Source organism: Arthrobacter sp. 05N425 (genome assembly GCF_056397125.1).
Window position 1 is genome coordinate 340,634 of sequence record NZ_JBFTMU010000001.1, and the last position, 13,977, is coordinate 354,610.

10 protein-coding genes and 1 pseudogene are annotated in these 13,977 nt (G+C 67.1%); 2 read left to right on the plus strand and 9 right to left on the minus strand.

Annotation, left to right across the window (positions count from 1 at the left end):
- Positions 1-54: 54 nt before the first annotated feature.
- Positions 55-1,794, minus strand: coding sequence for a 2-isopropylmalate synthase (leuA, locus tag AC1DGE_RS01570; RefSeq protein WP_441417751.1), 1,740 nt, complete (start codon positions 1,792-1,794; stop codon positions 55-57).
- 252 nt (positions 1,795-2,046) lie between these two features.
- On the opposite strand from leuA, the gene AC1DGE_RS01575 reads away from it, so the two are divergent.
- Positions 2,047-3,999 carry a M13 family metallopeptidase gene (locus AC1DGE_RS01575; RefSeq protein WP_476916756.1) on the plus strand — a complete coding sequence of 651 codons (1,953 nt, stop codon included), beginning with the start codon at positions 2,047-2,049 and terminating at the stop codon, positions 3,997-3,999.
- Between the two features lie 72 nt (positions 4,000-4,071).
- Here AC1DGE_RS01575 and AC1DGE_RS01580 read toward each other — a convergent pair.
- From AC1DGE_RS01580 to AC1DGE_RS01600, 5 genes and pseudogenes are all read right to left on the minus strand, one after another.
- Positions 4,072-5,511 (minus strand): annotated as a pseudogene (locus AC1DGE_RS01580) (LCP family protein); the annotation flags it as partial.
- Between the two features lie 143 nt (positions 5,512-5,654).
- Positions 5,655-6,614, minus strand: coding sequence for a GTPase Era (gene era, locus AC1DGE_RS01585; protein WP_175321064.1), 960 nt, complete (start codon positions 6,612-6,614; stop codon positions 5,655-5,657).
- Positions 6,598-7,929, minus strand: coding sequence for a hemolysin family protein (locus tag AC1DGE_RS01590; RefSeq protein WP_476916757.1), 1,332 nt, complete (start codon positions 7,927-7,929; stop codon positions 6,598-6,600). Before AC1DGE_RS01590 ends, era begins: the two co-directional genes overlap by 17 nt.
- Complete coding sequence (gene ybeY, locus AC1DGE_RS01595) at positions 7,926-8,399, minus strand: rRNA maturation RNase YbeY (protein WP_175321062.1); 474 nt, start codon at positions 8,397-8,399, stop codon at positions 7,926-7,928. Before ybeY ends, AC1DGE_RS01590 begins: the two co-directional genes overlap by 4 nt.
- Positions 8,396-9,484, minus strand: a complete 1,089-nt coding sequence (locus AC1DGE_RS01600) for a PhoH family protein (protein ID WP_476916758.1) — start codon at positions 9,482-9,484, stop codon at positions 8,396-8,398. Before AC1DGE_RS01600 ends, ybeY begins: the two co-directional genes overlap by 4 nt.
- Positions 9,485-9,801: 317 nt before the next feature.
- Between AC1DGE_RS01600 and AC1DGE_RS01605 the strand changes: the two genes are divergently transcribed.
- Positions 9,802-10,737: a GerMN domain-containing protein gene (locus tag AC1DGE_RS01605; protein ID WP_476916759.1), complete on the plus strand. Its 936-nt coding sequence runs from the start codon at positions 9,802-9,804 to the stop codon at positions 10,735-10,737.
- A 74-nt stretch (positions 10,738-10,811) separates the two neighbouring features.
- On the opposite strand, the gene AC1DGE_RS01610 is transcribed toward AC1DGE_RS01605, so the two are convergent.
- The 3 genes from AC1DGE_RS01610 to hrcA all read right to left on the minus strand — a co-directional run bounded on the left by AC1DGE_RS01610 (position 10,812) and on the right by hrcA (position 13,806).
- Positions 10,812-11,582 carry a 16S rRNA (uracil(1498)-N(3))-methyltransferase gene (locus AC1DGE_RS01610; RefSeq protein WP_476892485.1) on the minus strand — a complete coding sequence of 257 codons (771 nt, stop codon included), beginning with the start codon at positions 11,580-11,582 and terminating at the stop codon, positions 10,812-10,814.
- Positions 11,583-11,584: 2 nt separating this feature from the next.
- Positions 11,585-12,712: a molecular chaperone DnaJ gene (dnaJ, locus tag AC1DGE_RS01615; RefSeq protein ID WP_476908799.1), complete on the minus strand. Its 1,128-nt coding sequence runs from the start codon at positions 12,710-12,712 to the stop codon at positions 11,585-11,587.
- 80 nt (positions 12,713-12,792) lie between these two features.
- On the minus strand, positions 12,793-13,806 hold the full coding sequence (hrcA, locus tag AC1DGE_RS01620) for a heat-inducible transcriptional repressor HrcA (protein WP_476892484.1): 1,014 nt from the start codon (positions 13,804-13,806) through the stop codon (positions 12,793-12,795).
- Between the last annotated feature and the right edge of the window lie 171 nt (positions 13,807-13,977).

Consider the following 13,977-nt stretch of genomic DNA (forward strand, 5'->3'; position numbering starts at 1 on the left):
AAACAGCACTGCGCCGCCGGAGACTCCGACGGCGCAGTGCTGTTCCCGAATGGCCTAGGCGCGGGCGTCCCGGATGGCGCGGTTGACGGCGGAGATGACGGCCTTGAGCGAGGCCATCGACGTGTTGGCGTCGATGCCGACGCCCCACAGCACCCGCTCCCCCACGGCGCATTCAACGTAGGCCGCGGCCTGGGCGCTGCCGCCCTCGGACAGGGCGTGCTCGCTGTAGTCCAGCACGCGGACGTCAACGCCGTCCTCGCGCAGGATGCTCAGCAGGGCCGCGATCGGTCCGTTGCCCACCCCGGTGCGCCGGAGCTGCTTGCCGTCCACCTTGAGAGCGGCGGTCAGCGTCATGGTGCCGTCCTCGTCGGACTCGGTGCTGACCGCGCCGAGCGCATAGCGGCCCCACTGGGCTTCGGCCGCGGCGGAAGGCAGGTATTCGTCCTGGAACAGCTGCCACAGCTGGGCGCCGCTGACTTCGCCGCCCACCATGTCGGTACGGCGCTGGATGACGCCGGAGAACTCGATCTGCGCGCGGCGCGGCAGGTCCAGGTTGTGCTCGTTCTTGAGCAGGTAGGCCACGCCGCCCTTGCCGGACTGCGAGTTAACCCGGATCACGGCTTCGTAGCTGCGGCCGAGGTCCTTCGGATCGACGGGCAGGTAGGGCACCTGCCAGGCGTAGTCCGCCACGTCCTTGCCGGCGGCTGCGGCGTCCTTCTCCAGGGCTTCCAGGCCCTTCTTGATGGCGTCCTGGTGCGAGCCGGAGAAGGCTGTGAAAACCAGGTCACCGCCGTAGGGTGAACGCTCCGCGACGGGCAGCTGGTTGCAGTACTCCACCGTGCGGCGGACGTCGTCGATGTCGGAGAAGTCGATCATCGGGTCGATGCCCTGGACGAACATGTTCAGGCCCAGCGTGACCAGGTCGACGTTGCCGGTACGTTCGCCGTTGCCGAACAGGCAGCCCTCGATCCGGTCGGCACCGGCCAGGTAGCCCAGCTCGGCCGCCGCGACGCCGGTACCGCGGTCGTTGTGCGGGTGCAGGGAGAGGATGATTCCTTCGCGCGGGTGCAGGTGCCGGCTCATCCATTCGATCGAATCGGCGTACACATTGGGGGTGGCCATCTCCACCGTGGCCGGCAGGTTGATGATCACCTGGCGGTCGGCGGATGCTTCGAAGACGTCGGCGACGGCGTTGCAGACGCGCACGGCGTAGGCGAGCTCGGTGCCCGTGAAGGACTCCGGGGAGTACTCGTAGGTGATGTGGGTGTCTTCGAGGGTTTCCTCGTACTTCTTGCACAGCCGGGCACCCTGCAGGGCGATGTCGAGGATTCCGTCCTCGTCCTGGTTGAACACGACGCGGCGCTGCAGGACCGACGTCGAATTGTAGAGGTGCACGATGGCCTGCTTGGCGCCGACCAGGGACTCGTAGGTCCGCTCGATCAGATGCTCGCGGGCCTGGGTCAGGACCTGGATCGTAACGTCGTCCGGGATGTGGTTGCCCTCGATCAGCTGGCGAACGAAGTCGAAGTCCGTCTGCGAGGCCGAAGGGAAGCCGACTTCGATCTCCTTGTAGCCCATCCGGACCAGCAGATCGAACATCTTCATCTTGCGGGCCGGGCTCATCGGGTCGATCAGGGCCTGGTTGCCATCACGCAGGTCGACCGCGCACCAGCGCGGGGCCTTGGTGATGACCTTGTCGGGCCAGGTGCGGTCCGGCAGTTCGACCGTAATCAGGTCCTGGAACGGGACGTAGCGGTGGACCGGCATTCCTGAGGGCTGCTGTGCGTTTCGCATTACTATCGGGGCCTTTTCTGTGGTTCTTGGTGAAAGGGTGGCCGGGCAACACAAACTCCGCAGCGAGGTTTGGCCTTGCGCTAGATCGCGTCTGAGGCCCCGCCGCGGCAGCTAAGAAGGAGCAGTTCTGCGCGCACGTTTTCACAGTAACACGGGTGCGTAAGATGAAGGAGCCATACCTCCGTAACGTCCACCATGCAGACGCTGTGCCGGTCCCAGGCCCGGTTCAGCCTCCCACTCGAAGGAGCATCAGTGCCGCTTTCCGGGATCGACAAGTCCACCATCGACGACGACGTCCGCCCCCAGGACGACCTGTACCGGCATTTCAATGGCGGCTGGCTGAAGAAAACCGCCATTCCGGACGACCGGCCCCTGGAGGGAACGTTCACGGCGCTGCGCGACGGCTCGGAGCTGGCGGTCAAGGAGATCATCCTGGAGGCGGCCGGCCGCGGCGAGGCAGCCACCGGTATCGAACGCAAGATCGGCGACCTGTACAACAGCTTCATGGACGAGGCCGCCGCGGAGGCCAAAGGCGCGGAGCCGATCCGGGAGCGGCTGGCCGAGGTTTTCGCCACCGGCTCGGTGGCCGAACTGGTCCAGCTGTCCGGACGGCTCTTCCGCGCGGACGTCTCCGGACTGTTCTACATTTACCCGGCACCGGACGCGGGCAACCCGGACCGGATCCTGCTCTACACCGGCCAGGGCGGCCTGGGCCTGCCGGATGAGTCCTACTACCGCGAAGAGAAGTTCGCGCCGATGGTCCAGGCCTACCGTGAACATGTCCGCACCATGTTCGGGCTGGCCGGCGTAGCGGACGCGGAGGCAGCCGCGGCCCGGGTGGTGGACCTGGAGACGTCCCTCGCGTCCCATCACTGGGACAAGGTCACGCTGCGCAATCCGCAGAAGACGTACAACTTGAAATCAGCCGAGGAGGTCTCGCAGCTGTTCCCGCTGCTGTCCGCCTGGTTCGATGCCGCCGCCATCGTGCCGGAGAAGCGCTCCGAACTCGTCGTCAGCACGCCGGACTTCTTCGCGGGAGCCGCGGAACTGCTCCAGGCGGTGCCGCTGGCCACCTGGCAGGAATGGCTGGCCATGCAGGTGGTCAGCGCAGCGGCGCCGTATCTGTCCGCCGCGTTCGTGGACGCGAACTTCGCCTTTTACGGCACCACGCTCAGCGGCACGCCCCGCAACCGGGACCGCTGGAAGCGTGGCGTCGCCGTCGTCGAGGCCGCCCTGGGTGAGGCCGTCGGGCAGATCTACGTCGCCCGGCACTTCCCGGAAAGCCACAAGGCGCACATGCGTTCGCTGGTCGGCAACCTGATCGAGGCGTACCGCGAATCCATCACCGGCCTGGCGTGGATGGGCGAAGAGACCAAGCTGGAGGCGCTGAAGAAGCTGGATTCCTTCCGGGCCAAGATCGGCTACCCGGACAAATGGATCGACTACTCCGCCGTCGTGATCGACGAGGCGGACCTGCTGGGGAACGTGGAGCGCGCCCACAGCGCCGACGTCGACCGGCACCTGGACGAGGTGGGCAAGCCCGTGGACCGGGAGAAGTGGCTCATGACGCCGCAGACCGTGAACGCCTACTACCATCCGTTGCTGAACGAGATCGTGTTCCCGGCAGCCATCCTGCAGCCGCCGTTCTTCACCGCCGACGCCGACGACGCCGTGAATTACGGCGGCATCGGGGCCGTGATCGGCCACGAGATCGGCCACGGCTTCGATGACCAGGGCTCCCAGTACGACGGCAGCGGCCTGCTCCGGAACTGGTGGACCGAGGCCGACCGGACGGCCTTCGAGGCGCTGACCTCCAGGCTGGTGGCCCAGTTCGATGCCCTCTCCCCCGCGGAAGCCGAAGGCCACCACGTCAACGGCAGGCTGACGCTGGGCGAAAACATCGGCGATCTTGGCGGCCTGACCATCGCCTACAAGGCGTACCTGATCAGCCTCGGCGGCCAGGAGGCGCCGGTCCTGGACGGGCTGACCGGAGCCCAGCGCTTCTTCGCTTCCTGGGCGGCCAGCTGGCGGCAGGTGATCCGGAGCGAGGAAGCCATCCGGCGGCTCGCCACGGATCCGCACTCCCCCAACGAATTCCGCACCAACAACATCGCCCAGAACCTTGACGCCTTCCATGCGGCCTTCGAAACCGGCGAGCAGGACGGCATGTGGCTGGCGCCGGAGGAACGCGTCAGCATCTGGTAGCCAGCCTTCGGCGGCAACTGAGCCAACAGGGGCGGGCCGGGTGAAAAAATAACCCGGCCCGCCCCCGTTAATGACACCGGCCGCCGGGAGCACCTGCTTCGCCCGGATGCCCAGCAGTTTGGCGACGTCGGCTGCAACGTCGGCGAAATCTGCTCCGTAGTAGACGGCGGTGGCCGCCACTGACTGGGCGTCGAACTGGCTCGTCTGGGTGAAGCCGCCGGCCTTGAGGGCGGCCGCGAGTTCCTGGCCCCGAGCCGGGTTACCGGAACCGTTGGCCACGGCAATGGGCTGCAGCGTCTTGTCGTAGGCCGGGGCGGCCGGGGCCTTGCTGGCCGTCGGCGTGGCACTTGCCGACGCGCTGGCGGAGGCATCGGGGGTGGCCGCAGGCTTGGCTGTCGGGTCGGTCAGGTCGATGTCCTTGCGCATCGCCGCAAACAGCTCGGAGGCTGCGGGTTCCGCCAGTTGGAGGCGGTTCGAGTCGGACACCGCCGGCTCGGTCGGGGCGGCAACGAACGCCACCTTGCCGACGTCGATGTTCTTCAGCCGGTTCCCCACCGTCAACAGCGTCGGTACGGAGGCCAGGCCGTCGTCGATGGTCAGGTTCTTGGTAATGGCGTCCGCAATGCCGAGCATCCGGGCCGGGTTGGTCAGGGTCCCGTCGTCCTTGATCTTGCGGACCAGCGAGGACAGGAAGCCCTGCTGCGCCTTGATCCGGCCGAGGTCACTGCCGTCGCCGAAGGCATGGCGGGTACGAACGAACGAGAGAGCCTGCTCGCCCTTGACCTTGGACGTGCCCTTGGGAAGCCGGAGCCCGGAGTCCGGGTCGAAGACCGCGTCGCTGATGCAGACATCCACACCGCCGACGGCGTTGGAGAGTTCCTTGACGGCATTGAAGTCCGCCATCATGAAGTGGTCGATCTCCAGGCCGGTGAGCTTGTTGACGGTGTCCACGGCACAGCCGATGCCCGCTTCGGACATCGCCGAATTGATCATGACGCCTGTCTGGGCGGGATACTGCTTGTTGGACTTCGGGTCCTTGCACTTAGGGGTGTCCACCAGCAGGTCGCGCGGGAAACTAATGACGCTGACGCGCTTGTTGTCCGCCGAGATGTCCATCAGCATCATGACATCCGAGTGGCCGTAGCCGGAGGAATCGTCCTTGGAGCCGTACTGCGAGTTCTTGCCGTCGCGGGTGTCCGTGCCCAGGATCAGGATCTGCATTCGCCCGGTGGCATCGTCGGGCGCGCCCTCCGTCCGGCTGTTGCCGGCGCCGAGGGCCTGCGTGCTGATGTTGCCCTGCAACCGGATGAGCCAGTAAGCCCCGAACGCAATGACCCCCACGAGCAGCACGGAGACAACGATCGTGGTGGCCTTCAGCCAGCCGGGGATATGCCGGGCGGCGCCAAGATGGCGCGCCGGGCCGACGGAAGGATCTTCCGCGTGCCGAGCAGCCGCATGGGACCGAACCGGGGGGCCGGTTCCGTCTGCACGGTTATCACGGGGTAGAACCACGGGTGGAGCCTTCCTTTGCGAACGGGAGTTTCCCTATTTTAGTGGCCGAAACTGGGAAAATCCCGATGGGCATGCCCGAGCGGGGCCGCTGCGTTGTTGCGCGGTCCGTCCCGGCGGGTAACCGCCGCCGGTTCAGTCCAGGCCTAGAAGCCCAGCTTCACCAGCTGCTTCGGATCCCGCTGCCAGTCCTTCGCGACCTTGACGTGCAGGTCCAGGTAGATGCGGGCGCCGAGGAGAGCCTCGATGGCCTTGCGGGCCGTGGTGCCGACGTCGCGGAGCCGCGCTCCGCCCTTGCCGATGATGATTGCCTTCTGCGACGGCCGTTCGACATAGAGATTAACCCGGACATCCAGGAACGGGCGGTCCTCGGGCCGGCCCTCGCGAGGAACAATCTCATCGACCACAACCGCCAGGGAGTGCGGAAGTTCGTCGCGGACGCCTTCCAGGGCTGCCTCGCGGATGAGTTCGGCGATCATCACCGCTTCCGGCTCGTCCGTCAGGTGTCCGTCCGGGTAAAGCGGCGGCGACGGCGGCATGTGGCCGATCAGCACGTCGGCGACGGTGCCGACCTGGAAGCCGTCCGTCGCGGAGACGGGAACGATATCCTTCCAGCCGTCCTCCCCCAGCACCTCGCGGCCCAGGGCGGCGACGGCGAGCAGCTGCTCGGTCAGTGCCTGGCGGTCCACCGTGTCGGCTTTCGTCACGATCGCAATGACCGGCTTGTTGCCGATGGCGGCGAGCTGTGCGGCGATGAACTTGTCGCCGGGGCCGATCTTCTCGTTGGCGGGCAGGCAGAAGCCGATCGCGTCGACCTCGGCGAGGGTGTCCGCGACCAGTTCGTTGAGCCGCTTGCCCAGCAGGGTCCGCGGGCGGTGCAGGCCCGGGGTGTCGACCATGATCAGCTGCGCGTCGTCGCGGTGCACAATGCCGCGGATGGTGTGCCGGGTGGTCTGCGGCTTCGCCGAGGTGATGGCGACCTTCTGGCCCACCAGGGCGTTGGTGAGGGTGGATTTCCCTGCGTTCGGCCGTCCCACCAGCACCGCGAACCCGGCCCGGTAACCGCCGAAAGGCGCTTCGCCGTCGGACTTATTCTGCTTGCTCACGTGGAACTCCCTGTTGCGTTGGTTCAGCCTCGTCGAGAAGATCTTCAAGGTCAGTTTCTTCCTTTGGCACCGCGGCCGCAATGATGTGGCTGACGCGGTTCCGGCGGCCTTCCAGCCTGTCGGCCCGGAGGGTGACGCCGTCGACGCTGACGGTGCTTCCGACGATCGGCACCCGGCCGAGCGCCTTGGCGAGCAGGCCGCCCACGGTGTCCACCTCATCGTCGTCGAGCTCCAGGTCGAAGAGCTCGCCGAGGTCGTCGATGCTCATCCGGGCGCTGACCCGGTAGCTGCCGTCGCCCAGTTCGACCGCTTCAGCGGCCTCGGTGTCGTATTCGTCCACGATCTCACCGACGATTTCCTCGATCAGGTCCTCGAGTGTGACCAGCCCGGCGGTGCCGCCGTACTCATCGATCACGATCGCCACGTGCGTGGATTCCTTCTGCAGCTCGCGGAGCAGCTCGCTGACCGGTTTGGAGTCCGGCACGTAGCGGACCTCGCGGGCCAGTTCGTCGACGACCGGGGGTTCCTCGCCGGGGGCCAGGTTGTGGACGACGGCGGCGACGTCCTTGAGGTAAACGATGCCGAGGATCTGGTCCGTGTTCTCGCCGATGACGGGGATCCGCGAGTACCCGGAGCGGAGGAACAGCGACATGGCCCGGTGCAGGCTGGAGCCGGAGTCGATGCAGAGAATGTCGGTCCGGGGCACCATCACGGAGCGGACCAGGGTGTCGCCGAAATCGAAGACGGACTGGATCAGCTCGGCCTCGTTGTCCTCGATCACGTCGGATTCGCTGGCGCGATCAACGAGTTCGCGGAACTCCTCTTCGCTGAAAAAGGCCTCGTTGTCCGCAGGCGCCCCCGGTGCCACGGCGCTGCCCAGGGTGACCAGCCAGCCCGGGATCGGACCAAGCACCCAGCAGAGCCAGCGGATCAGCGGGGCGGAGAAACGGACCATGCCGGCGGAGTGCACCCGGCCCAGCTGGCGCGGAGACACGCCGACGATCACGAAGCCCACGAGGGCCATGATGCCGGTCGCGGCGAGCCCGGCGAGCCAGACATTGCCGAGCAGGCTGTTCAACAGCACGGTCACGGCCACCGATGAGGCCATCTCGAACCAGACCCGCCAGAACCGCAGCGCGCGCATGTGCGCCACCGGCTGGGCCATGATCCGTTTCAGCGCCGTGCCGCGACTCTGCAGGATCGCGTGTTCGGCGTCGTGGCGGGGAAGGTAATTGAAGGCGGCCTCTGCCGCGGTCAACACAGCCGCAAAGCTGAGGAAGACCAGCGCCATGCCGGCCAGGATCAGTGGGGTCACTGAATCGTCTCTGCCGGGGCGTCCTTGCCGGTGAAGCCGGAGAGCAGCTCGCGCTGCAGCCCGAACATCTCTTCCTTCTCTTCCGGCTCCGCGTGGTCGAAGCCCAGCAGGTGCAGGATGCCGTGGGTGGTCAGCAGCAACATCTCGTCCTGGGTGGAGTGGCCGGCGTTCTTAGCCTGCACCTCCGCCACCTGGGGGCAGATCGCGATGTCGCCGAGCATGCCCTGCGGTGTGGGCTTGTCCGGCGTGCCGGGAGTGAGTTCATCCATCGGCACGGACAGCACATCGGTGGACCCGGGCTCGTCCATCAGTTCGATGTGCAGCTTCTCCATGGCGGGCTCGTCGACCAGCAGGATGGACAGCTCCGCCTGCGGGTGGATGAAGAGCCGTTCAAAGACGAACCGGGCCAGCGCCACCAGCTCGGCTTCGTCCACCGTGACGCCGGATTCGTTGTTGACCTCGATGCTCATGCGTGTTCTCCCCGGTTCTCCCGGGCGACGGAATGCTTGACTCGGTTCCTTTGTGTCTCGTCCCAGACGCTGTACGCGTTGACGATGTCGCCCACCAGCCGGTGCCGGACGACGTCGGATGCGTCCAGGACCGAGAAATTGACGTCCTCGATCCCCTGCAGGATGTCTTCGACGATCCGCAGCCCGGAACGGGTGCCGAACGGCAGGTCCACCTGGGTGACGTCGCCGGTGACGACCATTTTGGAGCCGAAGCCCAGCCGGGTGAGGAACATCTTCATCTGCTCGGGGGTGGTGTTCTGGGCCTCGTCCAGGATGATGAACGCGTGGTTGAGCGTGCGTCCGCGCATGTAGGCCAGCGGCGCCACCTCGATGGTGCCGGCGGCCATCAGCCGCGGGATCGACTCGGGGTCCATCATGTCGTGCAGGGCGTCGTAGAGCGGACGCAGGTAGGGATCGATCTTGTCACTGAGCGTGCCGGGCAGGAAGCCGAGCCGCTCCCCCGCTTCGACGGCCGGGCGGGTCAGGATGATCCGGCTGACTTCCTTCTGCTGCAGCGCCTGGACCGCCTTGGCCATGGCCAGGTAGGTCTTGCCGGTGCCGGCCGGGCCGATCCCGAAGATCACCGTGTTCGCGTCAATGGCATCCACATAGTTCTTCTGGTTCAAGGTCTTGGGCCGGATGGTCTTGCCGCGGCTGGAGAGGATGTTGTGGGTGAGCACGTCCACCGGGTTCTGCAGTGACTGGGTGCGCAACAGCGACACGAGCTGCTGCAGGACAACCGGCGTAATCACCGTGCCGCGCGCCACCAGGCCGCGCACCTCGTTGAGCAGCCGCATAATCCTGGGCACGTCGGCGGCAGGGCCGCTGATGGAGAGCTCGTTCCCGCGGACATGGAAGTCGACGCTGGGGAACTGGGTTTCGATAAAGCGCAGGGCTTCGTCATGGCTCCCCAGGGATTGCACCATCTGGTCGGAATTGTCGAACAGGACCACCTCCGTCCGCAGACCTGGGAGGGAGTGGGGAAATTCCCCTGCGGTGCGCTCGTTCGCGCTGATCCGGGCCTTGCCGTTGGCTGCTTCAGTCATGGTGTTGGCCCGTGGGCCTCTGGTCCCCTCCAGTTCGGAAATGGTCTCGCCGCCTCGGCGCCGGCCGACGGCGTTCCGGGCCGTCCGCGCCGGGTTTCAGCGGGTCCTTCCATCTTACGCCAGCGCGGCCCGGTGCCGGAGCGGAGGGCATTAGGTATCAACTTCATATCGTCCTCATATCGTTCCCGTTGCAGTTCGCCGGACAGCGCGGAATCCCCACTGGAGCGCAGGCGCCTTGTGCAATGCTGGATTCGGCCCTGCCGGGCCCGCGGAGCGAGCAACACAGCGAAGGGACAGGGGCAATCAGCCAGCGTGGAGTGAACAAGACAGCAGCAGGGCGGCGTACGCGCCGCGGCTTGCTGCACCTTGTGCTGCCCGCTGCCCTGGCGCTGTCCGGCTGCGTGGCCACGCCCCAGCCGGGCATCACGAACTCCGACACGCCCTCCCACACGGTCCCCGGCCCGGCCGCCGGCGTCGCCACCACCAGCGCACCGCTGGAATCCACCCAGGCCTCCAACAAGGCTCCGGTCTACTGGATCGGGCGCAGCAACAACAACGTCTTTTTGTACCGCGAGTTCCGGGACGTGTCCGAAGAGGACAATCCGATCACCCGGGCGCTGCGGGTGATGATGTCGCAGAAGCCGCTGGACCCTGATTTCTTCACCCCGTGGCAGAACCCCAGGCTCCTGGCCACCTCGATTTCCGGAAAGAACGTGATCACGGTGGACGTGTCCGCCGATGCGTTCAACAGCAACGTCGACGCCGACATGGCCGAACGCGCGATCCAGCAGCTCGTCTACACGGCCACGGCCGCCGGTGCCAGCGCCGGGCTGACCGATACCGGGCAGCAGATCCAGGTCGTCATCCTCGTCGACGGGCACACCGACTACGTCGCCTTCAACCGGGTCCGGCTCGGTTCACCGACCTCGCGCAGCGCCGGAATGGTGGCGCCCGTGTGGATCATCGATCCGCAGGAGGGCACCGAGGTGGCTGACGGCGCGGTCAAGATTTCCGGCCGGAGCACGGTCCCGGGCGGCAAGCTTCGCTGGGAGATCCTGCGGGTCGACGGCGCCAGCAAGACGCCCTATCTGGACGGCAACATCACGGCCTCCGCCGATGCCTCGAAGCCCGGCCTGTTCAACCTCTCGTTGAACCTCGGTCCCGGTGAGTATGAGGTCCGCGTGTCGCAGGTCGATCCCGGCAGCAAGGTCCAGGACCTGAACGTAGATACCCGCGGGTTCACTGTCCGCTAAGGCATTCCGCTAAGGCAGGCACCCGGCGGACCCGCACGGGCGCGGCGCCTGGCCTGTCCTACTACTGCTTGCCCCTACCAACGTCCCAGGACGTCGCTGGCCAGCACCGTAGCGGCGGGGCCGGCGGTGGAAGAACGCAGCACGTGGTGGCCCAGCAGGGCGGTGACGGCTCCCGCATCGCACAGCCGGGTGACCTCGCGGGGGCTGATGCCGCCCTCGGGGCCCACGATCAGGAGCACCTCGCGGGCCACACCGCCGTCGCCGGCCTGCTGGTGCCAGGCCTCCAGCACCTGCCGCAGGGGCCGAACCGCGTCCTCGTGCAGGATCACGGCCAGGTCCGCGGCGGCTACGGCCGCCTGCAGGCCGTTGCCGTCCACCGCGGCGCGGACCTCCGGAATCCAGGCGCGGCGTGCCTGCTTCGCGGCTGCCGTCACCACGGACTGCCATTTGGCGTGCGCCTTCGCCGCGCGTTCGGGTTTCCAGCGGACGATCGAGCGTTCGGCCTGCCAGGGCACGACGGCGTCAATCCCCAATTCGGTCGCGGTCTCAGCCGCCAGCTCGTCGCGGTCGCCCTTGGCCAGGGCCTGCACCAGCACCAGCCGAACGTCAGGCCTTGGCTCGGTCACGACCTCGCCGCACTCCACCGTCAGCTCCTGCGGCGCGGCGGCCGTCACGGTGCCGGTGATCCGCTTGCCGGCGCCGTCGGCGATGTCCACCGGCTCCCCCACGGCCAGGCGCTTGACCGTCACCGCGTGGCGCGCCTCGGCGCCTTCGAGGACGAACGTCGCGCCGGGGACCAGCTGGTCCAGGGTGCCTGCGGGGGTGAAAAAGACCGGGTTGCTCACCGCTACAGGTTACCGAGCCGGTCCCGCAGCTTCGCGAAGACACCGCCGCTGGCGGCAAGCTTCCCTTCGGTGAACTGCTCGCCGCGGAGTTTGGCGAGCTGGCGCAGCAGGTCTTCCTGGGCGGCGTCGAGCTTCGCGGGGGTATCCACCTGCAGGTGGACCTTGAGGTCTCCGCGGCCGTAGCCGCGCAGGTGCGTCACGCCCAGGCCACGGAGCGTGATGACCTCGCCGGACTGGGTGCCGGCCTTGACGTCGATTTCCTGTTGACCGTCAAAGGTCTCAAGGGTCAGCTCTGTGCCGAGCGCGGCCGCCGTCATCGGGATGTTCAGGCTAGCGTGCAGGTCGTCGCCTTCGCGCACGTAGGTGGGGTCGTTGTTGACCCGGATCTCGACGTACAGGTCACCGGACGGGCCGCCGGCAGGACCGGCCTCACCCTGGCCGGAGAGCTGGATGCGGGTGCCGGTAGCGACGCCGGCGGGAACCTTGACGGTAAGCGAGCGGCGGCTGCGGATGCGGCCCTGGCCGGCGCATTCGTTGCAGGGATCCTTGATCACCGTGCCGAAGCCCTCGCAGCTGCCGCAGGGGGCAGTGGTCATGACCTGGCCGAGGATGGAACGCACGGCGCGCTGGACCTGGCCGCTGCCGCCGCAAATGTCGCAGCGCTCGGGGTGGCTGCCTTCGCGGCAGCAGGAACCCTCACAGGTGGGGCAGGTGACGGCGGTGTCCACTTCGAGCTTCTTGTTGACCCCGAAGACGGCGTCGCGCAGGTCGATCCGGACGCTGATCAGGGCGTCCTGGCCGCGCCGCACCCGGGAGGCGGGGCCGCCCTGGCTGCCGGCGCCGCCGAAGAAGGTTTCGAAGATGTCCTGGAAGGCGAAGCCCTGGCCGGCGTAGCCGCCGCCGAAGCCGTTGTCGTTCCCGTTCTCGTTGCCCGTCGTGTCGTAGACCCGGCGCTTTTGCGGGTCGGAAAGCACCTCGTAGGCATGGGTGACCGCCTTGAAGCGCTCGGAAGCGTCATCACCGGGGTTCACATCCGGGTGCAGGGTCCGCGCAAGCTTGCGGTAGGCCTTCTTGATCTCTTCCCCCGTGGCTTCACGGGAGACTCCAAGAACGTCATAGTGGCTGCTCAAAGTCTGTATCTCTTCCTTTTTGTACTGCCAGTGGGGCACTGCCTGTAGTTGGCAAGAAGTCCGGTTCCGGATCCGGCCCGTCAGGGCCCGAGGATCCGCGAAAGGTAGCGGGCCACCGCACGGACGGCGGCCATGGTGGTGGGGTAGTCCATCCGGGTGGGGCCAAGGACTCCGACCTTGGCCGTGGCGTCCGGTCCGTAGCCGGTGGCCACCACGGACGCTTCGGACAGGCCGTCGTAGGGGTTCTCCCGGCCGATGCTTACCGTGACGCCGCGCGGGTCCTCCGCCATGTCGCTGAGCAGGCGCAGCATCACCACCTGCTCTTCAAGCGCTTCGAGCACGGGTCCGATGCTCAGCGGGAAATCCACATTGGACCTGGCCAGGTTGGCGGTCCCGGCCATGACCATCCGTTCCTCGCGGCTGCTCGCGGCAAGCGATTCAAGCCCGCGGGCCAGGGCCTGGGCGGGTCCCCGCCGCACCGGCGGACAGCTGTCCACCACGGCCTGCAGCGACTGGGGCAGCAAGCTCAACGGGGTGCCGGAGAGCCTGGCCAGGAACAGGGTGCGGAGTTCGGCGAGGGCGTCGTCGCCGAAGTCCTGGCCGACGTCGATCACCCGCTGTTCCACCTTGCCCGTATCCGCGATCAGGACCGTGAGTACCTTGCGCGGCGCCAGGAGCACGAATTCGATGTGCCGGACGCGGGCCCGGCTCAACAGCGGGTACTGCACGACGGCGACCTGGTTCGTCAGCTGCGATAGCAGCCGCACTGTCCGGTCCAGCACGTCGTCGAGGTCATCGGACCCCTCGAGCAGCGCCTGGATGGCGCGGCGCTCCGCCGGAGAGAGGGGTTTGACGGCCGAAATCTGGTCCACGAACAGGCGGTAGCCCTTGTCCGTGGGAATCCGGCCGGCGCTGGTATGCGGCGCCGTGATCAGGCCCTCGTCTTCCAGGGCGGCCATGTCATTGCGGATCGTGGCGCTGGACACGCCCAGATGGTGCCGTTCCACCAGGGCCTTGGATCCTACCGGCTCGCGGGAATGGACGTAGTCCTCCACGATGGCGCGCAGCACTTCGAGTTTGCGTGGCTCGCTCACTCTCCACCTCCAATCGACCCGTATCGGTTCGCCGGTGCCGCCGCGCGTGCAGGAACACCCGGGGTTAGCACTCGACATGCCTAAGTGCTAACCAGTCTAATATGAGTCGCGCCGTTGTTAGCATTGGATTCGCTGCGGGCGTGAGCCCCGGGACTGGTGTTTCCCGGCACA